The sequence below is a fragment of the Sorangium sp. So ce296 genome (assembly GCF_051529605.1).
Lineage (GTDB): Bacteria > Myxococcota_A > Polyangia > Polyangiales > Polyangiaceae > Sorangium > Sorangium cellulosum_D.
In genome coordinates this window covers 1557072-1580602 of the sequence record NZ_CP150325.1, presented here as the reverse complement: position 1 = coordinate 1580602, position 23531 = coordinate 1557072, and the positions used below count along the sequence as shown (strand labels likewise).

At 74.1% G+C, this 23531-nt stretch carries 20 protein-coding genes; 13 read left to right on the top strand and 7 right to left on the bottom strand.

Going from position 1 to position 23531, the window contains the following annotated elements:
* Window positions 1-440 precede the first annotated feature (440 nt).
* The gene (locus WME98_RS05965) at window positions 441-2132 is read right to left on the bottom strand and encodes an acyl-CoA dehydrogenase family protein (protein WP_437950391.1); all 1692 of its coding nucleotides are present in this window, start codon (window positions 2130-2132) and stop codon (window positions 441-443) included.
* Between the two features lie 318 nt (window positions 2133-2450).
* On the opposite strand from WME98_RS05965, the gene WME98_RS05960 reads away from it, so the two are divergent.
* The 9 genes from WME98_RS05960 (at window position 2451) to WME98_RS05920 (ending at window position 10238) form a co-directional block, all read left to right on the top strand.
* A complete protein-coding gene (locus WME98_RS05960; protein ID WP_061626538.1) occupies window positions 2451-2906 on the top strand; it encodes an RrF2 family transcriptional regulator in 456 nt (151 codons plus the stop codon).
* Window positions 2907-2917: 11 nt separating this feature from the next.
* The gene (gene cysK / locus WME98_RS05955) at window positions 2918-3973 is read left to right on the top strand and encodes a cysteine synthase A (protein ID WP_437950390.1); all 1056 of its coding nucleotides are present in this window, start codon (window positions 2918-2920) and stop codon (window positions 3971-3973) included.
* Window positions 3970-4839: a HesA/MoeB/ThiF family protein gene (locus WME98_RS05950; RefSeq protein WP_437950389.1), complete on the top strand. Its 870-nt coding sequence runs from the start codon at window positions 3970-3972 to the stop codon at window positions 4837-4839. The genes cysK and WME98_RS05950 overlap by 4 nt, the downstream gene beginning before the upstream one ends.
* Window positions 4832-5110, top strand: coding sequence for a MoaD/ThiS family protein (locus WME98_RS05945; protein WP_437950388.1), 279 nt, complete (start codon window positions 4832-4834; stop codon window positions 5108-5110). The genes WME98_RS05950 and WME98_RS05945 overlap by 8 nt, the downstream gene beginning before the upstream one ends.
* A gap of 1 nt (window position 5111) precedes the next feature.
* Window positions 5112-5456 (top strand): hypothetical protein, encoded by a 345-nt coding sequence (locus WME98_RS05940; protein ID WP_437950387.1) that lies wholly within the window; start codon window positions 5112-5114, stop codon window positions 5454-5456.
* Window positions 5453-6403, top strand: coding sequence for a PLP-dependent cysteine synthase family protein (locus WME98_RS05935; RefSeq protein WP_061621656.1), 951 nt, complete (start codon window positions 5453-5455; stop codon window positions 6401-6403). Before WME98_RS05940 ends, WME98_RS05935 begins: the two co-directional genes overlap by 4 nt.
* Window positions 6397-6957 carry a Mov34/MPN/PAD-1 family protein gene (locus tag WME98_RS05930; protein WP_061621657.1) on the top strand — a complete coding sequence of 187 codons (561 nt, stop codon included), beginning with the start codon at window positions 6397-6399 and terminating at the stop codon, window positions 6955-6957. The genes WME98_RS05935 and WME98_RS05930 overlap by 7 nt, the downstream gene beginning before the upstream one ends.
* 124 nt (window positions 6958-7081) lie before the next feature.
* Complete coding sequence (gene sat, locus WME98_RS05925; RefSeq protein WP_437950386.1) at window positions 7082-8827, top strand: sulfate adenylyltransferase; 1746 nt, start codon at window positions 7082-7084, stop codon at window positions 8825-8827.
* Window positions 8828-8840: 13 nt separating this feature from the next.
* Window positions 8841-10238, top strand: coding sequence for a hypothetical protein (locus WME98_RS05920; RefSeq protein WP_437950385.1), 1398 nt, complete (start codon window positions 8841-8843; stop codon window positions 10236-10238).
* 8 nt (window positions 10239-10246) lie between these two features.
* On the opposite strand, the gene WME98_RS05915 is transcribed toward WME98_RS05920, so the two are convergent.
* From WME98_RS05915 to WME98_RS05895, 5 genes are all read right to left on the bottom strand, one after another.
* Window positions 10247-12217: a serine/threonine protein kinase gene (locus tag WME98_RS05915; RefSeq protein ID WP_437950384.1), complete on the bottom strand. Its 1971-nt coding sequence runs from the start codon at window positions 12215-12217 to the stop codon at window positions 10247-10249.
* Window positions 12218-12608: 391 nt separating this feature from the next.
* On the bottom strand, window positions 12609-12932 hold the full coding sequence (trxA, locus tag WME98_RS05910; RefSeq protein ID WP_437950383.1) for a thioredoxin: 324 nt from the start codon (window positions 12930-12932) through the stop codon (window positions 12609-12611).
* A 164-nt stretch (window positions 12933-13096) separates the two neighbouring features.
* Window positions 13097-13543 (bottom strand): Rrf2 family transcriptional regulator, encoded by a 447-nt coding sequence (locus WME98_RS05905; protein ID WP_437950382.1) that lies wholly within the window; start codon window positions 13541-13543, stop codon window positions 13097-13099.
* 106 nt (window positions 13544-13649) lie between these two features.
* A complete protein-coding gene (locus tag WME98_RS05900) occupies window positions 13650-15437 on the bottom strand; it encodes a hypothetical protein (RefSeq protein WP_437950381.1) in 1788 nt (595 codons plus the stop codon).
* A gap of 144 nt (window positions 15438-15581) precedes the next feature.
* Window positions 15582-17036, bottom strand: coding sequence for a PLP-dependent aminotransferase family protein (locus WME98_RS05895; RefSeq protein WP_437950380.1), 1455 nt, complete (start codon window positions 17034-17036; stop codon window positions 15582-15584).
* Window positions 17037-17190: 154 nt separating this feature from the next.
* On the opposite strand from WME98_RS05895, the gene yedA reads away from it, so the two are divergent.
* A complete protein-coding gene (gene yedA, locus WME98_RS05890) occupies window positions 17191-18399 on the top strand; it encodes a drug/metabolite exporter YedA (RefSeq protein WP_437950379.1) in 1209 nt (402 codons plus the stop codon).
* A gap of 190 nt (window positions 18400-18589) precedes the next feature.
* Window positions 18590-19663: an SMP-30/gluconolactonase/LRE family protein gene (locus WME98_RS05885; RefSeq protein WP_437950378.1), complete on the top strand. Its 1074-nt coding sequence runs from the start codon at window positions 18590-18592 to the stop codon at window positions 19661-19663.
* Between the two features lie 37 nt (window positions 19664-19700).
* On the opposite strand, the gene WME98_RS05880 is transcribed toward WME98_RS05885, so the two are convergent.
* Window positions 19701-19988 carry a hypothetical protein gene (locus WME98_RS05880; RefSeq protein ID WP_437950377.1) on the bottom strand — a complete coding sequence of 96 codons (288 nt, stop codon included), beginning with the start codon at window positions 19986-19988 and terminating at the stop codon, window positions 19701-19703.
* 345 nt (window positions 19989-20333) lie between these two features.
* Here WME98_RS05880 and WME98_RS05875 point away from each other — a divergent pair, with 345 nt between their 5' ends.
* Window positions 20334-22619 carry a hypothetical protein gene (locus tag WME98_RS05875; RefSeq protein WP_437950376.1) on the top strand — a complete coding sequence of 762 codons (2286 nt, stop codon included), beginning with the start codon at window positions 20334-20336 and terminating at the stop codon, window positions 22617-22619.
* Window positions 22620-22744: 125 nt separating this feature from the next.
* Window positions 22745-23449, top strand: coding sequence for a helix-turn-helix transcriptional regulator (locus WME98_RS05870; RefSeq protein ID WP_437950375.1), 705 nt, complete (start codon window positions 22745-22747; stop codon window positions 23447-23449).
* Window positions 23450-23531: the final 82 nt, after the last annotated feature.

Genomic DNA, 23531 nt, shown 5'->3' with positions numbered 1-23531 from the left:
GTGCCCGGGGCTACGCGAGCCCGATCCGTCCGTGAGGCGGACGAAGTCCCTCGCGCGCGCCAGTGCCGGCGCGCGCAGGCGGATCTCACCCCACCGGGGACGCCGCGCGCGCGGCCCCCGCCCCGAGGGCCAGGACCGCCCGCACGCCGCCCCCGTCGGGCACGCGTTCAGCGCCGCAGCTACGGATTACTGTATGCCCGTTCAGGTAGTTCCGTCTAGTGCCTTTGCGCGCCGGTAGGACAAAAGTCGTCCGCCTCCGGCGACGCCGCACCGTCCGCAACACTCCGAAAATACACATTTATTCTGCGTACTCAGAACGCAGGAACTCGGCGGAAAAATCGTCGCAGGCTCGCGAGGCGGGGCGGAACGGCGGCCGCGGTCGGCCTACGGCACCCGGGGGTGGGCGGGCGCTGTTCAGGTCCGTGTGGGGCGCCGTCTGTTCAGGTGGCGGGCTTCTGCCGCGTCGTCTCGGCGAGGGTCTCGACGGTGTCGGGGTCGTGGTCGCGGATGCAGTCAACCCCGTTGCGCTCGAACTGGATGGCGGCGGCCAGCGCGGCCCGGCTTCGCTCGCGGTCCATGGCCCACGCCGCGTGCCGCACCAGCAGCGCGAGCGAGAGCGCCCGGCCGAGGGTGATCGCGACGCGGCGGGCGCCCGCCTCGAGGCCGGGGCGGTCGGTGGCGGCCATCTCCTTGATCCACGCGCGGGCGTGGGACACCGCGCGCGACGCCGCCGTCTCGGCCTCGGCGAGCTTCGGCTCGACCACGCCCGTGAGGAGGCGCGCCACCTCGGCCGCGAGGATGTCGAGCGAGCCGTCCTTCAGGATCACCCGCAGCGCGTCGAGGGCGAGCACGTTCGTCGTCCCCTCCCAGATCGGCAGGACCTGCGCGTCGCGCAGGAGGCGCGGCAGCCCCGTGTCCTCGATGTAGCCCGCCCCCCCGAATGCCTCCAGCACCTCGCTCAGCACCGACACCGCCTGCTTCGCGGTCGTGAGCTTCGCGATCGGGATCATCAGCCGCAGGAGCTTCGCCTCCGACTCGGTGAGCGACCCGGTCTCCTCGCGCCCGAGCAGCTCGATCGCGCGGAAGGTCAGGTGGAAGGCGCCCTCGAACTCGGCCTGGAGCTCGGCGAGCGTGTCCATGTGCAGCGGCTTCTCCGCCAGCGTCGCGCCGAACAGGGCGCGGCGCTGGGCGTAGGAGCGCGCCAGCGCGAGCCCCCGGCGCATCCCCGCGACGGCGGCGATCGCGTTCCAGGTCCGCGTCACGTTCAGCATCGGCGCGATCGCCCGGACGCCGTTGGTGAGGCCCGTAACCGGCGTCGCGAGGACGCCGTCGAGGGTGATCTCGGCGGTGGGGACCTTGCGGGTGCCGAGCTTGTCCTTCAGCCGGTTGATCAGCACCCCCTCGCGGCGCCCGTCCTCGGCCGCGAGCTCGACGTAGAACAGCGCCAGCCCGCGGCTGCCCTCCGGGTTGCCCTCGGGGCGCGCGAGCGCGAGCGCCATCTCGGACGTGGCCGCCGAGGCGAACCACTTCGTCCCGTACAGCCGGTACGCCCCGTCCGGCCCGGGCCGCGCCACGGTCTCGCTCCGCCCGACGTCCGAGCCGCCGGTGCGCTCGGTCATCCACTGCCCCGACGTCCAGGCGCGCGCCGGGTCGCGGCCTGTAAGGCGGGGCACCGCGCGGTCGATGAGGGCGCGGTTGTCGCTCGCGAGCAGCGCCCGCGCGGCGCCGTCGGTCATCGCCAGCGGGCACGTGTAGACGTCGCTCGACGCGTCGAAGAGGTACGCGAGCGCGAACTGGTGGACGCGGGAGAACGCGCCGTGGGCCCGCTCGTACGCCGTCGCGACGACCCCGTGCTCGCAGGCGATGCGCGCCGCCTCCTTCCAGAGCTGCGTCACCTCGACCCGGTCGACGCGCTTGCCCCAGGCGTCCCACGACGTGAGCTCCGGCTCGTTCTCGCGGTCGGCGAGCTGCAGGCGGTAGAGGCGGCCGCCCGCGAGCTCGCCCATCTCCCGCAGCGAGGGCGTGATCGACGCGGCCGCCTCGCGCGGCAGCACCCGCGCGAGGTAGGACCGCAGCACGCGGTCGTCGTCGTACTGGTTCCCGAGTGATGGGGGATCTTGATAGAAAGCCACCGGACGACTCCTGGGTTGGTGCGCCGCGGCCCGAACCGTGCGACGCGGACGCGTCGATCGGGTCCCGCGCGCCCTCCGGCACGCGCGGCGACTCGCAGCCTCGAACCTCTCGAAGCTACTGAACCCGTCCCATCCGGTTCAACAGGAAGCCGAGAGCCTGCTCGCCATGACGCGGCGAACGGTGAACCTCGGCTGTCAATTTCGCTGCACCGGCCGGTTTCTGTGCGCTGTTCGGGTGCCGTGTCGCACGGAAAGAAGCTCAAGTCGCTGATTGTGCGGTTCTTGACTTCCCCGATGCACCAATGCATAGGACTGGCGGTGAAGCTCTCGAACAAGGGTCGCTACGGTGTGCGCGCATTGTTCGATATCGCGTTCCACAACGACGGGCGGCCGACGCAGATCCGCGAGATCTCGGAGCGAGAGGTCATCCCGGCGCGGTTCCTGGAGCAGATCTTCCAGGACCTGAAGAAGGCCGGGCTCATCAGCTCGAAGCGGGGGCCGCGCGGGGGCTACCACCTGGCGCGGCCCGCGAGCGAGATCAGCCTGGGCGACGTCGTCCGCGCCCTGGAGGGGCCGGTCGCGGTGATCGCGCCGGACGACGAGGGCAACCCGGAGAGCTCGACGCTCGACCCGCCCACGGCCGTGTTCCACGATCTGGCGCTCGCGATCGAGCGCTGCTTCGACGCGGTGTCGATCGCCGACGTCTGTGAGCGCGGGGTCGAGCTCGGCGTGCGCCGCAAGGGGCGGCCGGAGCGGTCGACCTACGTGATCTGAGCCGACCTCCCATGAGAAGCCCTGACCGAGACGACCCGTCCCCCGGCGTCCCCCGCGCACCCGCGGGGGCGGCCGAGCTGCCCCCGCTGCCCTCGCACCCGCGCGTCGTCGACAGCGTGCTCGACCTCGTGGGCGACACGCCGCTCTTCGAGATCCGCCGCGTCGACGCGGCGACGCCCCGGGGGCGCGTCTTCGGGAAGGCCGAGCAGCAGAACCCGGGCGGCTCGCTGAAGGACCGGATCTGCCTCGCGATGATCGAGGGCGCCGAGGCGCGCGGGCTGCTCGGCCCGGGCGCGGGCGGCGTGGTCATCGAGCCGACGTCGGGCAACACCGGGATCGGGCTCGCGATCGTGTGCGCGGCCAAGGGGTACCGCTGCATCCTGACGATGCCGGCGAGCATGAGCCTCGAGCGCCGCCAGCTGCTCGAGGCCTACGGCGCGGAGGTCGTGCTGACCGAGCCCGAGCAGCAGATGGAGGGCGCCATCGAGAAGGCGCAGCAGCTCGCCGCCGAGATCCCGGGCGCGATCATCCTCGGCCAGTTCGACAACCCCGACAACCCGCGCGTCCACGCGGAGACCACCGCGCGGGAGATCCTGCACGCGATGGCGGGGCTCGACGCGCCCGGGCGGCCCGGCCCGCGGCAGTCGCTGAGGATCGACGCGTTCGTGGCGGGCGTGGGGACGGGCGGGTCGGTGAGCGGCGTCGGGCGCGTGCTCAAGCGGCTGCGCCCCGCGACGCGCGTCATCGCGGTCGAGCCCGAGTCGTGCGCGACGATCTCGCGCGGCGAGCGGGGGCCGACGAAGATCCAGGGGCTCGCGGCGGGGTTCGTCCCGGCGAACTACGATCCGGGCGTGGTGGACGAGGTGCGCACGGTCAGCGATCGCGCCGCGTACGAGATCAAGGCGGCGCTCGCCCGGCAGGAGGGGCTGCTCGTCGGCATCAGCGCCGGCGCCGCGGTGCGGGTGGCGCTCGACGTCGCGCGCGAGCTCGGCCCCGACGCCAACGTCGTGACGGTCCTGTGCGACACCGGCGAGCGGTACTTCAGCCTGGACGAGTACTTCCGATGAGCGGCGGCGGCGGCGCGACGGTCCGCGGGTGCGTGCTCCTCGTCGGGGCGGGGGGCATCGCCGCGCCGGCCGCGCTGGCGCTCGCCGCAGGGGGCGTGCGGGAGATCCGCGTGGCCGACGACGACGAGGTCGAGATCACGAACCTGCACCGGCAGATCCTGTTCGACGCCGACGACGTCGGCCGCCCGAAGCTCGACGCCTTCGCCGAGGCGCTGCGCCGCCGCCACCCGACGCTCCGGGTCGATCGGCGGTACGGCCGCTTCACGCCGAGCGCGGCGGCCGCCCTGATGCCGGGCGTCTCGGTCGTGGTCGACGCGACCGACAACTTCGCGTCGCGGTTCCTCATCGCCGACGTGTGCCGCCTCACCAGGACGCCGGTGGTGCATGCGGCGGCGATCCGCTGGCGCGCGACGGTGATGGCGGTCGCGGCGGAGGGGCGGCCTTGTTACCGCTGCCTGTTCGAGGACCTGCCGACGGGGAACGCGCCGGACTGCGCGACGGCCGGGGTGGCGGGCCCGGTGTGCGGCGTGGCCGGCGCGATCGCGGCGGATCGGGCGCTCGCGATCCTGGCGGGCGACGCGTCGGTCTACGGCCGGATCGCGACGTACGACGGCCTGTCGGACACCCTGCGGAGCGTCCCCGTCGCCGCCCGCCCCGCCTGCGCCCTGTGCGGCGAGCGCGCCGACATCGCGACCATCGACGCGTCCCGTTACGTGATCTCGTGTGCTGCGGAAGGGGACCGCGAGAGCGGATCCCCGACCCTCGTTGAAGGGGACCGCGAGAGCGGATCCCCGACCCTCGTTGAAGGGGACCGCGAGAGCGGATCCCCGGCCCACCTCAACACTGGAGAGCATGACCATGGCTGACACCGCGACCGTCCGCATCCCGACCCCCCTTCGCCCCCTCACCGGCGGGCAGGACGAGGTCAAAGTCGCCGGCGGCACCGTCGGCGAGCTGATCGAGAACCTCGAGAAGAGCTACCCGGGCATCCGCGACCGGCTCCTCGACGAGAAGGGCGTGCGGCGCTTCGTGAACATCTTCGTGGGCGACGAGGACATCCGCTTCCTCGACGGGCTGAAGACGCCCGTGAAGGGCGGCGATCAGGTCGCGATCGTCCCCGCGATCGCCGGGGGCTGAGGTGGACGACCCGCGCTATCTCCGCCAGGTGCTGCTCGCGGAGATCGGTCCAGAGGGACAGGCGAGGCTCGGGGCGGCGACGGCGCGCGTGCTCGGCGGCAGCGGCGATGGCGCGCCGCCGCTCGCGCGCGAGGTGGCGGAGCGCTACGCGCGCGGGGCCGGCTTCGGCGCGCTCGCGGAGGGCGCGCTCGACGTCGACGCGCTCGCGCCCGCGGACCTCGTCGCGTCGCCCGCCGCGCGGGCGGTGCTCGCCGGGGCGCGGGCGGCCCTCGCCGAGATGCGGGCCGCGCTCGGCCGGGGCGCCGGGGCGGGGCAGGGCGGCGCGGCGGGAGGTGAGCCGTCATGAGGCTCTCCCTCGCCCGCTCCCGCCGGATCGCGTCGGTCGTCGACGCCGTGGGCGACACGCCGCTCGTGCGCCTGTCGCGCATCGGCCGCGAGACGCCGTCGGTCGAGGTGTACGCCAAGCTCGAGTTCACGAACCCGGGCGGCTCGGTGAAGGACCGCGCCGCGCTGCGGATGATGAGCCGCGCCGCCGCCGACGGGCGCCTCACCAGCCAGAAGACGCTCATCGACTCGACGAGCGGCAACACCGGCGTCGCCTACTCGCTCTTCGGCGCGGCCATGGGCTTCAAGGTGGCGCTCGTCATGCCGTCGAACGTGTCCAAGGCGCGCAAGGACATCGCGCGCGCGTTCGGCACGGAGCTCATCTTCAGCGATCCCATGGAGGGCTCCGACGGCGCGATCCGCCACGTGCGCGCCCTGGTCGAGAAGGATCCGGAGAGGTACTTCTACCCGGACCAGTACTCGAACGAGGACAACCCGCTCGCCCACTACCACGGCACCGCGCGGGAGATCCTCGAGGCGGTCGGCGACCGGATCACGCACTTCGTGGCCGGGGTCGGCACGAGCGGCACCATCGTCGGCACGAGCCGGAGGCTCCGGGAGCACCACCGGCCGATCCGCTGCATCGCGGTGGAGCCCGCGGACGCGCTCCACGGGCTCGAGGGGCTCAAGCACCTCCCGAGCTCGCTCGTGCCCGCCATCCACGACGCGGGCGCGTACCACGAGACGATGCGGATCACGACGGAGGAGGGCTGGGACATGTCCGATCGCCTCGCGCGCGAGGAGGCGCTGCACGTCGGGCACTCGGGCGGCGCGGCCGTCTTCGCGGCCTTCGAGGTGGCGAAGCGCCTGCACCGCGAACAGCAGGGAGGGTGCGTGGTGGCGATTGTCCCGGACCGGGGCGACCGCTATTTTGCGCCCATGAAATGGGAGAAGCGTTACGTATGGTGATGTCTCACCCGTGGACGGCCGGCGGGGTCGTCCTCAAGGCGGACGTCCTCAAGGCCGTCGAGGCCGAGGCGCTCGCCGGGTACGCGCGCGACGAGGAGGCCTGCGGGTACCTGAAGGGGCCCGCGGGCGAGCCGCTGCTCTGCGACGAGCACGTCCGGATGGAGAACATCGCGAACAAGCTCCACGCCGTCGATCCGGAGCGGTACTTCCGGACGGCGCGGACGTTCTTCGACTTCAACGGCAAGCGCTTCTCCGACGCCGTCGAGAAGGGGGCCGCGGCGGGTCGCCCCGTGAAGGTGCTCTATCACTCGCACCTCGACGCCGGCGCCTACTTCAGCCCGACCGACGCCGCCATGATGAGCGGCGGCGAGCCGCCGGCCGAGGAGGGGGGCGCGATCGTGATGGGGCCCGGGCCCGCGTTCCCGCTCGCGTTCCTCGTCACCAGCGTGCGCGGCGGCTCCGGCGACGGGGGCGAGCCCCGCATCGCCGAGCACCGCCTCTTCGTCTGGGACGGCGCCGCGTTCGTCGCGTCGACGTTCTCCGTCGTCGATTGAGCTCATCGCGCCGGGGCGCGTCCGCCGTCCTCGCGCTGCCCGCACCCGCTTGCAGGCATCCGCTCCCGAGGCCCAGAGAGGCCGATTCCGCAGTTGTCACTCGATCATCGAAGGAGTTGCCTAAATGTCAGGTTTTGTTGTCTGGTTCACCGGGTTGAGCGGCGCGGGCAAGAGCACGCTCGCGGCGATGCTTTCGGCCGAGCTCCGCGCCCGCTCCGTCCACGTCGAGGTGCTCGACGGCGACGAGGTGCGCACGAACCTCTCGAAGGGCCTCGGGTTCTCGAAGGAGGACCGCGATACGAACATCCGGCGGATCGGATACGTGGCGAAGCTCATCGCCCGGTCGGGCGCGTGCGCGATGACGGCGGCCATCAGCCCGTACAAGGCGATCCGCGACGAGCAGCGGGCGCAGACCCCGCGCTTCGTCGAGGTGTACTGCTCCTGTCCGATCCCGGTGCTGGCGGAGCGCGACGCGAAGGGGCTCTACAAGAAGGCGCTCGCGGGCGAGATCAAGAACTTCACGGGCATCGACGACCCGTACGAGGCGCCCGAGAACCCCGAGGTGGTCGTCTACACCGACAAGGAGACCAAGGAGGAGGGCCTCGCCAAGATCCTCGCCAAGCTCGAGGAGCTCGGGTACATCCCGCGCCGCGGCGCCGCGGTCGCGGTGTCCGGCGCTGCCGCCGCGGGGGCGGCGGCGGCCGGCGCCCGCGGGCTCATCGCGCCGCACGGCGGCGAGCTCGTGAACCGGTGGGCCGAGGGCGCGGAGAAGGCGTCGCTCGCCGAGCGGGCGAAGGGGCTGCCGGTCATCGAGCTCGACGAGCGGACCGAGAGCGACGTCGAGATGATCGCGATCGGCGCGTTCTCGCCGCTCCGCGGCTTCATGAACTCGAAGGACTACCTGCGCGTGGTGCGCGAGATGCGCCTCGAGAACGGCCTGCCGTGGTCGATGCCGATCACGCTCGCCGTCTCGGAGCAGGCGGCCGAGGGGCTCCGCGTCGGGTCCGAGGCCGCGCTCCGCGCGCGCGACGGCCGCATCGTGGCGGTCATCGAGCTGAGCGACAAGTGGCGGCCGAACAAGGAGCTCGAGGCGCAGGAGGTGTTCCGGACGACCGAGACGAAGCACCCGGGCGTCGCCTACCTGATGGGCACGGGCCCCGTGTACGTCGGCGGCGAGATCCGCGTGCTGGAGCGGCCGGTCGAGTCGCCGTTCCCGGCGTACGACCGGGGCCCGGCGGTGACGCGGGCGTATTTCGCCGAGAAGGGGTGGCGCCGCATCGTCGGCTTCCAGACGCGCAACCCGATCCACCGGGCGCACGAGTTCATCACCAAGACGGCGCTGGAGATCTGCGACGGGCTGATGATCCACCCGCTCGTCGGCGCGACGAAGTCGGACGACATCCCGGCGGACGTGCGGATGCGCTGCTACGAGGAGCTCATCGCGAAGTACTATGTGAAGGACCGCGTCCTGCTCTCGATCTACCCGGCGGCGATGCGCTACGCGGGCCCGCGCGAGGCGATCTTCCACGCGCTCGCGCGCAAGAACTACGGCTGCTCGCACTTCATCGTGGGGCGCGACCACGCCGGCGTCGGAAGCTACTACGGTACCTACGACGCGCAGGAGATCTTCAATGCCTTCAGCCCCGGAGAGCTCGGCATCACGACGCTCAACTTCGAGAACGCGTTCTACTCGACGGTGGTCGGAGCGATGGCCACCGCGAAGACCGCGCCGGGCGACGCGTCGACGCAGGTCAACCTGTCGGGCACGAAGGTGCGCGAGCTGCTCCAGCGCGGCGAGCTGCCGCCGCCGGAGTTCTCCCGCCCGGAGGTCGCGCGCATCCTCATCGAGGCGATGCGCAAGTCGTCGTAGCCGTTCCGGCCTGATGGCGGCGGCGCGCGGCCTCGTCGAGCGGGGCCGCCGCGCTGCCGTCGGCGCCGCGCGCGGCGCGGCCCTCGCGGGCCTGACCGCGCTCGCCGGCCTCACCGTGGGGGCGCCGGCGCGCGCGGACCTCAGCGACGACGCCGCGCGCGTCGCGCGGATGTGGTCGCTCTCGGGCGCGCGCGTCGCGCGGCTCCCCCCCATCTTCATCGAGCACGGCCGCCTCCGGGTGCTGGCGATCGATCCGCCGCCGGCCGGCGTGGCCGGCGCGAGCGGCGCGAGCGGCGCGGCCGGACCGAAGGCGGAGGAGTGCCTGACCGTCGCGTTCCTCGCGCCGCGCATCGTGGACTTCACGATGGAGCCGGAGTCGTCCTCGGGCGAGCTGTCCGCCCTCGAGGGCCTCGTGCACCGGCTGCGCGGCCAGGATCCCGAGGACGAGCGCCGCATCCACAGCGTCGCCGGGGCCGCGGCGATCGTCCGGTGCGGGGACGCGCGCGAGACGCTGGGCCGCATGGCGCTCGAGGTGCTGTCGCCGCGCGGCGCCTTCGAGGTCGTGGTCGCGGCGTCGAGCGGGCCGCCGGAGCCGCTCGAGGCGATCCTGCCGGAGCGCGTGTCGGGGCCCGTCGCGCCGCGCGGCGACCCGGGGCGGCCGGCCGAGCCGGGGCCGCTCGACGCCCGCGTCGCGCGCGCCGCGCGCCGGGCCCGCGCCGAGGGGGCGCCGCGCGTCGCGCCGCTCGACATGCGCGCCTCGACGGTCGGGACGGGGCAGTTCTCGGTCAAGCTCCCCGAGGGCTGTCACCGGCTCGACCTGATGGCCGAGGTCCCGAGCGCCACGGTGCGCCGCGCGACCGATCTGGACGCCGAGGCGCGCGAGGCGGGCACGGGGCGGCTGCTCGATCGCGACCGCTCCGACGCGCCCGACGCGCGGCTCGACTTCTGCCTCGGGGAGCCCGGGGTCGTCGAGGTGCCGTTCCTCGGCGCCGCGGGCCCGGTCAAGGTCGTGCTGTCCGACGCGCAGTGGCCGATGCCCCCGCACGTGCCGGGGTACTTCGGCGCGCGCGCCCGGGGCAACCTGGCCGCCGCGCTGAAGCGCCGCCACGCGCCCGCGCCGCGCGCGCAGGCGATCGCCGAGGCCGTCGGCGCGCAGGGCGACACGCTCGTCCCCGTGGAGGTCGAGCCGGGCCGCTGCTACTTCGCGGCGGCGGCGCTGGTCCGGGGCGAGATGCGCGCGCTCCGGATCTCCGTCGAGGTGGGCGACCGCGCCGCGCGCGACGACGCCGGCGAGGGCGGCGAGGGCGGCGGCGTGGCCTTCTGCTCCGACGTCGAGGAGAGCGCCGCCCTCCGCGTGTCCGCGCGCGGCGGCTCCCCGGTCTGGGTCCTCTCGGTCTGGCCCATGGACTGACGCGGCGGTCACTCGGCCGGGCGCGGGCGCCTCCGGCGCTGCGTGGTGTGCCCCGACGCGGGGCTGGCCACGGCGCCGGGCTGGGCCCGCTCCGGCAGGAGCTGGCGGAGCTGCCACGCCTGCAGGAACGCGCGCCGCTCCGCGTCCCGGAGCGCGTGCTGGTGCTGGCCCATCATGAACGCCGGCACGACCAGCATGAACAAGGTGGTCAGCGTCAGCGCCGTGATCGTCGGGACCTTCGAGTGCTCGACGGCCTGGGGCAGGATGACCATCGCGCCGCCGGTGAACTCGTACGAGCGCGGCAGGATGCCCGAGTACTCGATCCACGCGGCGGCCAGCACCGCGACGCAGCCGGTCACGACGACGGCCACGCGGTAGGCCGTCCGGTACGTGAACGAATTGCCGTACGTGAAGATCACGAGGAGCATCGGCATGAAGAGCAGCGGGCCGAAGCCGCGACCGATGCACAGGAAGCTGAGCACGTTGAAGACGAACCCGGCGTAGGCGTACCACTCCGCGGACCGGCGGTGCACGAGGCGCGCCGCGATGAACTTCATCAGCGCCGCCAGGGCCGTGAAGCCCAGGATGAAGCCGAAGACCTGCCACTCGCGGATGCCCAGCCACACCGCGGCCACGAGCGTCGCGATCGCCGTCGCGAGCAGCTCGGCGCGGATGCCCGCGTGCAGCTGCAGCCGGTGCCGCGCCGCCGCGGCCGCGTCGAGCTCGGCGAGCACCTCCTGCGGCATCTCGCGCGGCGGCTCGGTCAGGATGCGCCGGAGCGTCTCCAGGGCGCGCTCGTTCGACGGATCGAGCGCGAGCGCCTGGCCGACCTCGCTGAGCAGCGTCTTGCGGGCGCTCTCGGCCTCCTTGCCGCCGGCGAGCGCCTTCTCCACCCTCTCCTCGGCCAGGCCCGCGTGCCGCGCCGCCAGGCCGCGGCGGAGCTCCACGTCCTTGTCGCCGTCGAGGAAGCGCTCGACCGCCTCGTAGAGCGCGCGCGCGGTCGGGTAGCGCTCGGACGGCTCGCGCCGGGTCGCCCGCACGCAGATGGCGTCGAGCTCCGGCGGCACCTCCCGCTCGGGCGCGCGCACCGACGCCCGCGCGTCCGCGCCGTGCAGGAGCGAGTCGAGCATCTCGTTGCGATCCTTCTTCGGGTGCAGCGGCTTGAGCGTGAGGAGCTCGAAGAGGATGGCCCCGAGCGAGTACACGTCGCTGCGCGCGTCGAGCGTGTCGACGCACCCCTGCGCCTGCTCCGGCGACATGTACCCGAGCGTCCCGAGCACGTCGCCCGGGATGGTCCGCGTGCTCATGGGGTCCTCCCCCATGTCGATGGTCTGGTACGGCGTGTCGATGAGCTTCGCGACGCCCCAGTCGAGCAGGTACACCTCGCCGAAGTCGCCGAGCATGATGTTGGCGGGCTTGAGGTCGCGGTGGAGCACGCCGCGCGAGTGCGCGAAGTCCACGGCGATGCAGATGGACGAGAACGCGGTGAGCAGCTTGCGGCGCGAGAAGCTCTGCAGCGCCGTCGCGTCGCCCTCGCGGAGCTCGTTCAGGATCCTCGCCAGCGTGAGGCCCCGGAGGCGCTTCATCGTGAAGTACGCCGAGCCCTTGGCGTCCACGCCGAGGTCGTAGACCGGCACGATCGAGGGGTGCTCGAGCTGGCCTTGCACCCGGGCCTCGCGCAGGAACCGGTGGCGGAGCGTCGTGTCGCCCTGGTGCTCCGCGCGGATGACCTTCATGGCCACGTCGCGGCCGATGCGGCGGTCCCTGCAGAAGTGGACCTCCCCCATCCCGCCGACGCCGAGCAGCGAGCGCACCTCGTAGCGCGGGCCGTCGCTCGTGATGTCGGCGAGCTCCGCCCGGGCGCGGCCGGGGTTCACCGGCGTCGGGGTCTGGCCGAGCGAATCCCCGCTCTTGCCGCGAGATTTCCGCATCTCGGGGAGCTGCTCGAGCGTCTCGAAGTCGTCGTCGAACAGAGCCATGGCCTTCGGGAAGCCAGGCCAGTCGCGCCGTGCCAGCAACACCCCACACCGGCAGGGCCCCGCGTGGCGACCCCCGGACGGCCTCGACGGACGGCCGCGAGCACCGCCGCGGAATGCTGAGCTTCCTTGGCGAAAGGATCTCGTATCGGGTGGTGATGTCAACGGGGTGCTGCGTCGGTGGAAGACAACGGACGAGCCGTGCTGCGCCGCGCACCACGCGCGCAGATCGGGTGAAAGCGCGCAGCTCGCGCGAGATGAAGGTCGATGTCGGGCGCCCACGCACGGCGCCGCGGCGGCCTCCGCGTCGTGTGTGGGGAGCATCACGACGCGGGCGATCCGCGGTCAATCTGCGGTGCGGCGCCGGCGCGGCGCGCTCGGCGAGCGGAGGGCGTCAGCGCCCGACGAGCGCGAGCAGCGTCTTCTTGTTCGCGAGGCCGACGTGCCGCCCCAGGGCCTCGCCGTTCTGGAAGGCGACCACGGTCGGGACGCCGCGGATCCCGAAGCGCTTCGTGGCCGCGGGCGACTCGTCGATGTCGAGCTTGACCACCTTCACCTGACCCGCCGTCTCCGCCGCGATCTCATCGACGATCGGCGCGAGCCGCTTGCAGGGGCCGCACCAGGACGCGGAGAAGTCCACGAGCACCGGTGTATCGGTCTCCAGGACCTCTTGAGCGAAATTCAGGTCGTTGACTTCGATGACGTTGCTGTTGCCCATGGCGCTGTCCTTTCAGCTCACTCGGAGGCGAGCGCCCCTGGCCGCGATCGCCGGCTCGACGCCGGCCCGGTCTCGACGGCCACGCTCGCATGAACTGTTATAGGCACGGTTTCAGTTTTCGCCAGGGGAGGGGAGGCCGCCGCGCGGGGTCGGGCCGGGCGCGATCAGCCGGCCTTGACCGGCACCGGGGCCGGGCGGCCGAGGTGCTGCGCCCGCAGCGCGATGTCGGCGACGGTCTTCTGCGCGAGGCCGCGCAGCAGCCCTTCGTTGGCCGCCTCGGCGACCTCGTCGAACGCGCGCTGGATGCCCGCGCCGATCGGGCACCTCGCGTTCGGCTCGCACGGGCTCGGCGCGATGGCGCCGTCCGGCTCCACGGCGGCGTACACCTCGCTCAGCCGGATCTTCTTCGCCGGCCGCGCCAGCCGGTAGCCGCCGGCGCGGCCTTCCCGCGCCTCGATGAGCCCGGCCTGCGACAGCCGCGCGAGGATGCGCCGCAGGAACGCCGGGTTCGTGTTGATGCTCGCGGAGAGCTCGTCGCTCGCGCAGCTCTCCTCGGTCTGCGCGAGCAGCGCGAGCGCGTGCGTGGCGATGGCGAAGCGACCCGAGGACATCGAAGGGCCTCTCGGCGGTATCTGAGGGTTCCGACGTCTCCGCTGTCAAGCCTCCGGGGAGCGGCGCCCCGCGACGCCGGGGGAGCGGCGCCCCGCGACGCCGTCGTCAGGGCGACGGGGATCGGGCCGAGGTGCGGGTCAGCACGAGCGCCTCCCCCTTGCCGTCGGCGAGCCTGAGCTCGATCGACGCCGGGACGGGCGACGCGCCGGCGCAGCGGCTGTCGGACACGACGTGGCGCGCGCGGGCGAGCGAGCTCTCCCCGGTCGACGTGTCGACGAGGCGCAGATCGACGCCGGCGCCCCCGGCGTCGAGCGCCGCGATCACCTCGGCGCACGTGTTCGCCGGGATCTGCAGCGGGAGGATCTTGAGGCGCGAGGCGTCGAGCGCCACCGCCTGCGCCCCGGCGGCCGCCGAGGCGTCGGCGAGGCCGGCGGCGCTCATGCGCCCGAGCAGCCGCGCGGCGGCGAGCGGGTGCGCGACGAGCGCCGGCGGGGCCTTGGGCTCCTTGCGGACCTCGACGGCGAACGGGCCAGGCTGCGCCATCGACTCGACGTCGATCCGGGCGGGGCCGCCGCTCCCGCAGGCGAAGATCGTCGCCCGCGCGCCGCCCCGGGCGCGGCCGAGGAGGGCGTGCGCGTCGCTCCACAGCTCGGCGAGCACGTCGGCGAGCGGCCTGCCGGCCAGCACGTCGATCCGGGCGCAGCCGGCCGGCAGCTCGATCGGGAGCGTCGTCCGGCTGCCGAGCCGCGCGGCCCCGGTCGACACGCGCGGCGCGCCGTAGCCCCGGCCGGCGAGCGCGCGGCCGTGGTCCGCCCGCACCTCGGCGAGATCGCGGCTCTCGGTCACCCGCTCGATCGGCGTGGCCCCGGAGATCTCCGCCTCGGCGCCGGGCTGGGAGCGGCCGACGACCACGGCCACGAGGCCCTGGGTGCCGCGCGAGCGGACCGCGATCGAGAGCTCGATCGAGACCGTCGCGCAGAGGAGCAGCACGCGATCCTGGCCCCGCTCGCGGGCGCGCGCGACGATCCTGCCGGTCTCGTCCTCGGCGACGACCTCGAGCGAGGCGACCTCGTCGCTCGGCGAGACGAGCACGTCGATGCAGCGGCCGCCGTCGAGGCTCGCCCCGATGCGGCTCGCGGTCCGCGAGCCGACGGGCAGCGCCACGCGCCGCACGTCCTCCCAGCGCGCGCCGATGGCGCCGCGGTGCGCGCGGACCTTCGCCTCGAGGCCGGGCCACGACTCGAGCCGCCCGCTCTCGTCGCCGGCCCGGCCGCGCGCGCCGACGGCGCGGGCGACCGCGTCGGCCGCCTGGACCGGGACACCCTGCACGCCGACGCTGACCGCCCCGGCGCCCGACATGACGCGCGCCATGACGTAGAGCCGCCGCGGGTGCGGGGGGCAGACGAGGATGGAGGCGCGCGCGTCGGCCGCCTCGTCCGTGGAGAAGGCGCTGCCGTCGTCCTCGAAGGCGAACAGGTCGACGTCGCCGATCGTCGGCGAGACGCGCGCCATCGCGAGCATGCACTCGCCGGCGGGCACCTCGACGAAGGCGCCGAGCCGATCGCCGTCGGACGCCATGTCCGCGCCGATCACCCGGAGCGGGCCCGCGCCGGCCTCGGCCGCGCGCCGCGCGTCCCTGCCGAGCAGGGTGCTGCCGTCGATGCGGTCCGGGAGCGGGCGCAGCGCCTCGGGCGCCGGCGCGCCCGGCGAGGCGACCGCGCCGGCGCGGCAGGCGGGCGCGGCCGAGAGCAGCGCGGCGAGCGTCCAGGCCGCACGGGCGCGCGAGGGGCGGGGCGTGCGCGGGGCGGTCGAGGCGCAGGCCGCGCGCGCGGGCTCGGCGCCACGGAGCGGGGGCGCGGGCGAAGGAACGGGCGCGGGGTGTCGGGGACGCAAGGTCGTGGGCTCGTCGGGGCGCTCGTGGCGAGCGACGAGGTTCTACTTCAGGGCGGGTACGGCAGCCAGAGCGCGCCCGTCAGCGCCGTCGGCCGCGCCGCGCCGCCGCCGCGAGCGGGCCCGCGCGCCGGGCGCCGCCGCGGATCACCCCGCCGCCGCCTCCGCGCAGAGCCGCCCGAGCGTCCGGACCGCGTGCTCGATGAGGTCGGTGAACGGGTAGCCGCAGTTCACCCGGATGTAGTTCGAGAACCGGTGCTTGGCCGAGAAGATCGGCCCCGGCGCGACGCTGATGCCGTGCTCGAGCGCGCGCTCGTGCACGTCGAGCGCGCTCGCGCCGGGCGGCAGCTCGACCCAGAGCACGAAGCCGCCGGCGGGGCGCGAGACGCGGGTGCCGGGGGGGAAATGCTCGGCGATCGCCTCGCTCATGCGCGCGACCTGGGCGGCGAGCCGGCGCCGGAGGGTGCGCAGGTGGTGCTCGTACCCGCCGATCTCGAGGAACTCGGCGATCGCCATCTGCGGCAAGGTCGCGCACGCCACGCTCTGCCCGAACTTGAGCTGCTCGACCTCGTCGAGGAAGCGGCCGGGGGCCGTCCAGCCGACCCGGTAGCCCGGCGCCATCGTCTTCGAGAACGACGAGCAGAGCATCACGAGCCCCTTGCGATCGAACGCCTTGGCCGGGCGGGGGCGCACGTCGCCGAAATGCAGGTCGCCGTAGATGTCGTCCTCGATGAGCGGCACCTCGCGGCGCGCGAGCATCGCGACGAGCCGCTCCTTCGCCTCGTCGGGCATGGCGCTGCCGAGCGGGTTGTTGAAGTTCGGGATCGCGAGGCACGCCTTGATGCGGTGGCGGCCCAGCATCTCCTCGAGGACGTCGAGGTCCATGCCCGTGCGGGGGTGCGACGGCACCTCGAGCGCCTTGATGCCGAGGCTCTCGATGAGCTGGAGGAGCCCGTAGTACGCCGGCGACTCGAGCGCGACCGTGTCGCCGCGGCGGGCGACCGCGCGCAGGCAGAGGTGGAGCGCCTCCATGGCGCCGACCGTGGTCACGATGTCGTCGGCCGAGAGCGCGACGCCCCACTCGACCGAGCGCCGGGCGATCTGCCGCCGCAGCGCCGGCAGGCCGGGCGGCGGGTCGTACGAGACGCCGGCGCCGCCCGCGCTCCGCGCGATCGCGCTGAGGATCCGGTTCAGCTTGTCGGTCGGCAGGAGATCGGGGCTCGGGCACGCCGCGCCGAACGGGACGATGTGCGGGTCCCGGCAGGCCCGGTAGACCTTGGAGACGAGGCTCTTCACGCTGACGCGCGTGGCGGTGGTGCAGGCGCGCGCGGCCCGCGGCTCGGGGAGCGCCGAGACCCGGCGGGCGCGGACGTAGTGCCCCGACTGCGGGCGCGCCTCGATGAGCCCCCGGTTCTCGAGCTGCAGGTACGCCTGGAGCACGGTCGCGACGCTGACGCCCTGCTGCCGGCTGAGCCGCCGCACCGACGGGATCCGGTCGCCGGGCCGCAGCGTGCCGCGCGCGATCAGATCGGCGATGTGGGCGGCGACGCGATCGTAGAGGTGGGCCTCGTCCTCGGCTTCGATGGGCGCCTGCGCCTGCACGGAGACGATTGTACAACCGGGCGGGCGCTGCGGTACCGGTACAGCCGGCGGGCGTGAGGACCAGTACAGTTGTCCGTTCGGCGAACTGTACCGGCCTCAATGCCGGGCGGACTGCCTCTGTGCCGGTCGCTCGCTTGAGACCAAGCTCTGCGGCATGAAATTGACCTCACTTGTTCCGGAGGCGCGGTCGCGCCTCCGAGAGTCGTCGCGGATCGAGCTTGGAAAGGGGGGGCTGTGGACGCACCGCCTGCGGGGCGGTCCGCTGCTCCTGAGCTGCACCGCCGGCTCTGTCTGGATCACCCGAGAAGGTGAGCCGAACGACGTGGTGCTGCAGGCGGGGGCCAGCTATGGCGGCGAGGGGCGCGGGCTCCTCGTGGTGGAGGCGCTCGAGCCGGCGCAGATCGCGGTGGCCGCGGGCGAGGCGAGGCGGACGGCGCGGGCGGCGCTCGAGCGCGCGCGGGCGGCGCTCGGGGATGCGCGGGGGAGCTGGCTCGTGCTCCTCTCGCTCGCCGCGCTGTACCTGATCTGGGGCTCGACGTACCTGGCGGTCTCGATCGCGCTGGAGACGCTGCCGCCGTTCCTGCTGGCCGGGGTGCGCTTCGTGACGGCGGGCGCGCTGCTCTACGGCGTGCTCCGGCTGCGCGGGGTCCCGCGCCCGACCCTGCGGCAGTGGGGCGCGGCGGCGCGGGTCGGGGTGCTGCTGCTCGTCTTCGGCAACGGGCTGGTGGTCGTCTCGCAGCAGTGGGTGAGCTCCGGCGTCGCCGCGGTCGTGGTGTCCACGATGCCGCTCTGGCTGGCGCTGTTCACCACGATGCGGGCCGGGCGCGGCGAGGGCGCTTCCGCAGGGGCCCCGGAGGTCTCCCGGGGCGAGTGGCTCGGGCTCCTCGTCGGGTTCGCGGGCGCGGCGCTGCTCCACCTCGGCGGCGACCTCCACGCCGCGCACGTCGGCGCGCTGCTCGTCGTGCTGGCCCCCGTGGCGTGGGCGCTCGGCTCGCTGTACAGCCGCACGCTGCCGCTGCCGGCCGGGTCGATGGCGGTCGCGGCGGAGATGCTGGCGGGCGGCGCGGTGATGCTCGGGATCAGCGCGCTCGCGGGCGAGCGCCTCGCGGCGCCGCCGTCGGCGCGGTCGCTCCTCGCCCTCGGCTACCTGACGGTGTTCGGGTCGATCGTGGCCCTCAGCGCGTACGCGTTCCTGCTCCGGAGCACGCGCCCGGCGATCGCGACGAGCTACGCCTACGTGAACCCGATCGTCGCCATCGCGCTCGGCATCCTGCTCGGCGGCGAGCGCGCCTCCGCGGCGACGTGGGCGGCGGCCGCCATCATCGGCGCCGGCGTCATCATCGTCTCCCGCTCCCGTCACTAGAGAGCGTGTGGCCCCCCGCTCTGTCTTCCTTTGGGCAGCGCGGGGGGCGGGAGTACCTCCTCAACCGCGCAGCGTGCCGCGAGCTGCGGCGATCGGGTGGCTGCTTTCGGGCGCCGCGCGGCGCGAGCGCCGTCGACCGTAGGCAATGCGGGAGGCGACGTGTAGTGTGCGGCGCGAGGAGGAGAGGTAGATGAAGCGAGGTTACCGGCTGCTCGGATGGGCGCTGCTCCTTTCCGGTGCGCCCCCGGCGTGCGGCGGCGACATCGGCGGGGCGACCAGCGCGACCTCGGGCAGCGGGGCGGGCACGACGTCGAGCAGCGCGAGCTCGGGCAGCGGGGGCGGCGGGGGCGGCGGGGGCGGCGAAGGCGGGGGCAGCGGCGAAGGCGCCGGCGATGGGGGCGCGGGCGTCGGCGCGGGGCCGACGGGGGAGTGCGCGGCGGTCGCGCCGGGGCCGTTCGAGCCGACGCGGGTCACGGACGTGTTCAGCGGCAGCGAGGACTTCGCGTTCGATGGCCAGGGCTACCTCGTCGCCAAGCAGGGGCCGAACCTCGTTCGCTACGAGGCGTCGGGCCATACCTCGAACTTCGCGTCCCTGCCGGGCAACGTGCTCGGGCTCCGGTACCGGCCCGACGGGACCCTCGTGGCCGCGCGGCCCGGCATGGGCGACGTCGTCCAGATCTCGACGAACGGCATCGTCATCGATTACGTGAAGGGCCTCCAGGAGCCGAACGGCCTCGCTCCGGACGCCGACGGCAACGTCTGGGCGACCGACGCCGCCGCCGGCCGCGTGCTCCGCCTCAACCCGGACGCCACGGTCGACGAGATCGCGAGCGGCGCCCCCGAGGTGAGCCAGCCGAACGGGATCGCCTTCGATCCGGCGCGAAGGGCCGTGTTCTACACGAACGCCGCCGCCGGCGAGATCCGCAGGATCGACCTCGCCGACCCCGGCGCGCGGCCCTCGCTCGTGGCGACGATCGCGTCGGCCACGCTCGACGGGCTCGCCCTCGACACGTGCGGTCACCTCTACACGATCGATAACAAGGACAGAGAGCTCTTTCGCGTGCGGCTCGACGCGGGCGGGGCGGCCGTGGGAGAGCCGGAGCTCCTGGCGAGCTTTCCGACCGGGGTCGCCAATGCGCAGTTCGGATCGGGTCCCGGCTTCAACGCGAGGACCCTTTATGTCGGGGGCGCGGCCGGCTCGATCTACGCCGTCGCGGTCGGCATCGGCGGCGCGCCGGTCCCCGCGCCGCCGGAAGCGCCCTGATGAACGCTCCTCGGCGGCGCGCTGGCTCGGCGGCGGTTCAGCGGGCGCCCTCGGCCGCGGGCACGTCACCCTTCTTGAGCTTCTCTTGAAGCTCGCCGAGCCTCCCCGCCGTCCGGTCCAGGACGCGCGCGGCCTGCTCGAGCGCGATCCGCCCATACCCGATCGCCACCCCTGCCCAGGACGTGCCCCGCTCGCGCAGCGTCTCGATGAAAGGCGCCTTGGTCGCCGGCGCCGCGGCGCTCGCGTCGGCCTGATGCGCGGACGTGGCGCTCCCGTTCACGCTGTTCTCGACCTTCGGCTCCGTGATGCTCTGGGTCTCACTCATGATCTGCCTCCCACCTCGGTTGGTCCCCCCGCGAAGGACGCGGGCGTACGGAAACGATCCATCGAGCACAGGCCGACCGTCCTCGCGCATCGCTCGCTCTCGCGAGAGCGCAAGATGCGATGTGCACTGGAACGAGGGGCCTCGCCTCGCGGCCATGCCAGCCAACAGATCCACGCTGTGGCCTCGTCGGAGGCACAAACGCGACGCAACGACACTGCGACGCAACGCGTTAACTGTCAAGGCCTCATGTCGATTTTGTTGCAGTCGTTTTTCGCTAAGCTGTTTGATGAGGACGCTGCGGCGGCCATCGCGTTCGCTCGGCAGGTCAACGAAGGGAGTCTCCCTATGTCGCTCGCGCGCTGGAACAAGGCCGCGCCTCCAAGGCTCTTCTGGTTCCTCGTGGTGCTGTTGCTGCTCGCCGTCCCCCCGCGCTCGCTCGCGCAGGCGCCCGCCGAGCCGACGGCGGCGCCTGCTGCGGGCGCGGCGCCCGCGGCGCCCGCGGCGAAGGCCGCCGCAACGCCGGCGCCCGCGTCTGCGCCGCCGCCGGACTCATGGGCAGGTCAGCTGGAGATGCTCTCGCGCTGGGTCGATCAGCGCCGCGGCCCGGGGCAATGCGAGGGCCGCTGTTACGCGCTCGACCGGCTGCGCATCACCGGCGCGGTGGGCGAGGGGCCGCTCCAGTTCGAGCTCTCGGGCGGCGTGCTCGCGGACGGCCCGGTGGCGGTGCCGCTCTTCGGGCCGCCGGCGCACGTCCGCATCGAGGCCATCCTCGACGACGGACGGCCCGCGTCGCGCCGCGAGGCCGCGCCGATCAGCTTCGAGAACGACCATTACTATCTCTGGACCGCCGCGCGCCGCTTCGTGCTCCGGGGCACGCTGTCGCTCGACGGCGATCTCACGCTGCTCGTGGCCGGCCCGCTCAACACGTTCGAGGCCGACGTCACCGGCGGCTCGGTCGCGGAGGGCGCGCAGCTCTCGGGCCTCTCGGGGGCGACGCTCCACTTCAGCCGCGACGGGGGCGCGGCGGCGCAGAGCGCGGGCCCCACGGTCTTCCAGCTCTCGCGCGCGGTGCGCGTCGGCCGGGAGGTCGGCTTCGAGTACCGGCTCGTGCTGCGGTCGGGCACCGATCTCGGCGTGGTGCGCCTGCCGCTCGCGTTCGGGGAGAAGGTGCTCGACGTCTCCGGCGCGAGCGGCTTCCGGGTCGAGGGCGAGGAGCTCGTGCTGCCCACCTCGGGCCGCACCGCCGAGGTGACGATCTCGGGCACGCTCCCGAAGGTCGGCGTCTTCTCGCCCGACCCGCGCTCGGCCTACGAGTGGTGGCTGTTCGAGTCGGACGCGGAGCACCGCCTCACCGTGAAGGGCGACGCTCGCCAGGTCGACGCCGCCGAGTCGCCGATCCCGCGGACCCAGGCGACGTCGCGCCTGCTGCTGGTCCAGCGCGGGCAGCGCGTCGAGGTCGCGGTCGAGCCGCTCGCGGGCGTCGAGGTGCTCGCCGCGGTGGTGCGCGAGCACCGCCGCACCCTGATCCTGACCGAGCGCGGCGACCTCGTGGCCGACGACGCGCTGACCTACGAGAACAACGGGATCGACTACCTGCCCTACGCGCCCGGCGGGCGGCCGATCTTCCTCGCCACGGACGGCAAGGCGCAGCGGATCATGCACCAGGGCGCGGCCGCGGAGGAGGTCCTCGTGCCCCTGCAGACGGGGAGCCACAGGATCCAGGTGCAGTCGCTGGGGCAGGCCGCGGTGCGCCCGCTCGGCGGATCCCTGGAGCTGCCGATGCCGCGCTACTCGCTCACCGCGAGCGAGGTGGCGCTCACGGTCGGGCTGCCCGAGCGCGTGGTGCCGCTCGCGCTGCTCGGCGGCGACCGGCCGGTGTGGTTCGCGGACGCGGGCGACGCCGTCGCCGTGGCGATCGGCTTCGTGGCGGCGTGGATCGCCGTCCGCCCCGGCGGGGCGCCGGGCCGCGCGCGCCTGCGCGCGCTGCGCGCCCTCGGCGGGCTGATCATGGCGGGCCTGTGGTTCGTGGCGCCCGCCACGTTCGTGGCGATCCTGGTCGGGATCGCGACGGCCGGGGCGGCGTGGCTCGTGGGGCGGCTCTTCCGGGGCACGAGCCGCGCGGTCGCGATGGTGGTGCTGCTCGGCGCGGGCGGCCTCGCGCTCCTGGTCGGGCTCTTCGCGGTCTCGGCGGGGCGCTACCGGTCCGAGCGGTGGAACTCGTACGAATCGGCCATGGCGCCGGCCGCGGCCCCGCGCGCCGTCAAGGGCGAGGAGCCGTCCAAGGGCGGCGGCGCGCTCGCGCCCGGCGGCGCCGTGCTGGAGGGGGTGACGCCGGTGGCGCTGTCGCTCCCGGACTACGAGCGGTCGGTCCAGGCGAGCCGCGAGCTCGTCACGCGCGATCGCGCCTTCCGCCCCGTGCTCGTCTACACGACGTCCTCGGCGCTCGTGCCGCTGGCGCTGCTGTGGCTGGCCGGGGCGACGGTCCTCCTCGCCGCGCACCGCGCGCCGCTCACGGAGCTCTACAAGCGCGCGGCCGCGCGCCTGTCGCGCCGGCCCGAGGACGAGGACATCGACGGGCCCGGGGGCGGCAGGCCGCAGGGCGGCCCGAGGCCCGCGGCGCCGTTCGGCTGAGGCGGAGCCCGGGCGCCGGCGGGCCGGCGCGCATCGACGCTCCTGATGGCAGCGCGCCGTCAGGAGCCCCGGGCTAGGCTCCCTCCACGCTCCTCGCGGCCGCGCCGGCGAGAGGGAGCGCCATCATGCGGAGAGCCGACCGACTGTTCCAGATCGTCCAGCAGCTGCGCCGCCGCCGCGTCACGACGGCCGCGCGCCTCTCCGAGGAGCTCGAGGTCTCGGAGCGGACCATCTACCGCGACATCCGCGATCTCATCGCGTCGGGCGTGCCGATCGAGGGCGAGGCCGGCGTCGGTTACGCCCTGCCCCGCGGCTTCGATCTGCCGCCGCTCATGTTCCAGGACGACGAGATCGAGGCGCTCGTGCTCGGCGCGCGGATGGTGGAGAGCTGGTCCGATCCGGCGCTCGTGCGCGCCGCCGGGCGCGCCCTCGAGAAGATCGAGGCGGTGCTGCCCGAGCGCCTCCGGCCCAGGGTCGCGGCGAGCGCGCTGTTCGCGCCGAGCTTCCACATCCCCGAGGGCGCCACGGCGCACCTCGCCGAGCTGCGCGCCGCGGTCGGCGAGCGGCGCAAGATCCGCTTCGGGTATACGCGCGAGGACGGCGCCCGCTCGACGAGGACGGCGCTGCCGCTGGGGCTCTTCTTCATGGGCGCCTGCTGGTCGCTCGCCGCCTGGTGCGAGCTGCGCGCCGAGTTCCGCAGCTTCCGCCTCGATCGCATCCACGGCCTCGAGGCGCTCGACGAGCGCTTCGAGCAGGCGGAGGGCCGGACGCTGGACGACTTCTTCCGGTTCCGGCGGGCCGAGGCGAGCAACGATCGAGGCGATCGGTGACCGGCGAGGCGCGCCTGTCGCGCCGTGGGAGCGGCGCGGCCGCGCGCTCCGCGCCGCCGCGGATCGGTGGTACGGGCGCGGC

Bases quoted from the DNA above. Each gene is read 5' to 3' on its own strand.
- cysK (WP_437950390.1), top strand. From the start codon at position 2,918: ATGAGAAGCCCTGACCGAGACGACCCGTCCCCCGGCGTCCCCCGCGCA.
- WME98_RS05885 (WP_437950378.1), top strand. From the start codon at position 18,590: ATGAAGCGAGGTTACCGGCTGCTCGGATGGGCGCTGCTCCTTTCCGGT.
- WME98_RS05915 (WP_437950384.1), bottom strand. From the start codon at position 12,217: ATGGCTCTGTTCGACGACGACTTCGAGACGCTCGAGCAGCTCCCCGAG.
- WME98_RS05905 (WP_437950382.1), bottom strand. From the start codon at position 13,543: ATGTCCTCGGGTCGCTTCGCCATCGCCACGCACGCGCTCGCGCTGCTC.
- WME98_RS05950 (WP_437950389.1), top strand. From the start codon at position 3,970: ATGAGCGGCGGCGGCGGCGCGACGGTCCGCGGGTGCGTGCTCCTCGTC.
- trxA (WP_437950383.1), bottom strand. From the start codon at position 12,932: ATGGGCAACAGCAACGTCATCGAAGTCAACGACCTGAATTTCGCTCAA.
- sat (WP_437950386.1), top strand. From the start codon at position 7,082: ATGTCAGGTTTTGTTGTCTGGTTCACCGGGTTGAGCGGCGCGGGCAAG.
- WME98_RS05935 (WP_061621656.1), top strand. From the start codon at position 5,453: ATGAGGCTCTCCCTCGCCCGCTCCCGCCGGATCGCGTCGGTCGTCGAC.
- WME98_RS05870 (WP_437950375.1), top strand. From the start codon at position 22,745: ATGCGGAGAGCCGACCGACTGTTCCAGATCGTCCAGCAGCTGCGCCGC.
- WME98_RS05875 (WP_437950376.1), top strand. From the start codon at position 20,334: ATGTCGCTCGCGCGCTGGAACAAGGCCGCGCCTCCAAGGCTCTTCTGG.
- yedA (WP_437950379.1), top strand. From the start codon at position 17,191: ATGAAATTGACCTCACTTGTTCCGGAGGCGCGGTCGCGCCTCCGAGAG.
- WME98_RS05920 (WP_437950385.1), top strand. From the start codon at position 8,841: ATGGCGGCGGCGCGCGGCCTCGTCGAGCGGGGCCGCCGCGCTGCCGTC.
- WME98_RS05945 (WP_437950388.1), top strand. From the start codon at position 4,832: ATGGCTGACACCGCGACCGTCCGCATCCCGACCCCCCTTCGCCCCCTC.
- WME98_RS05930 (WP_061621657.1), top strand. From the start codon at position 6,397: ATGGTGATGTCTCACCCGTGGACGGCCGGCGGGGTCGTCCTCAAGGCG.
- WME98_RS05880 (WP_437950377.1), bottom strand. From the start codon at position 19,988: ATGAGTGAGACCCAGAGCATCACGGAGCCGAAGGTCGAGAACAGCGTG.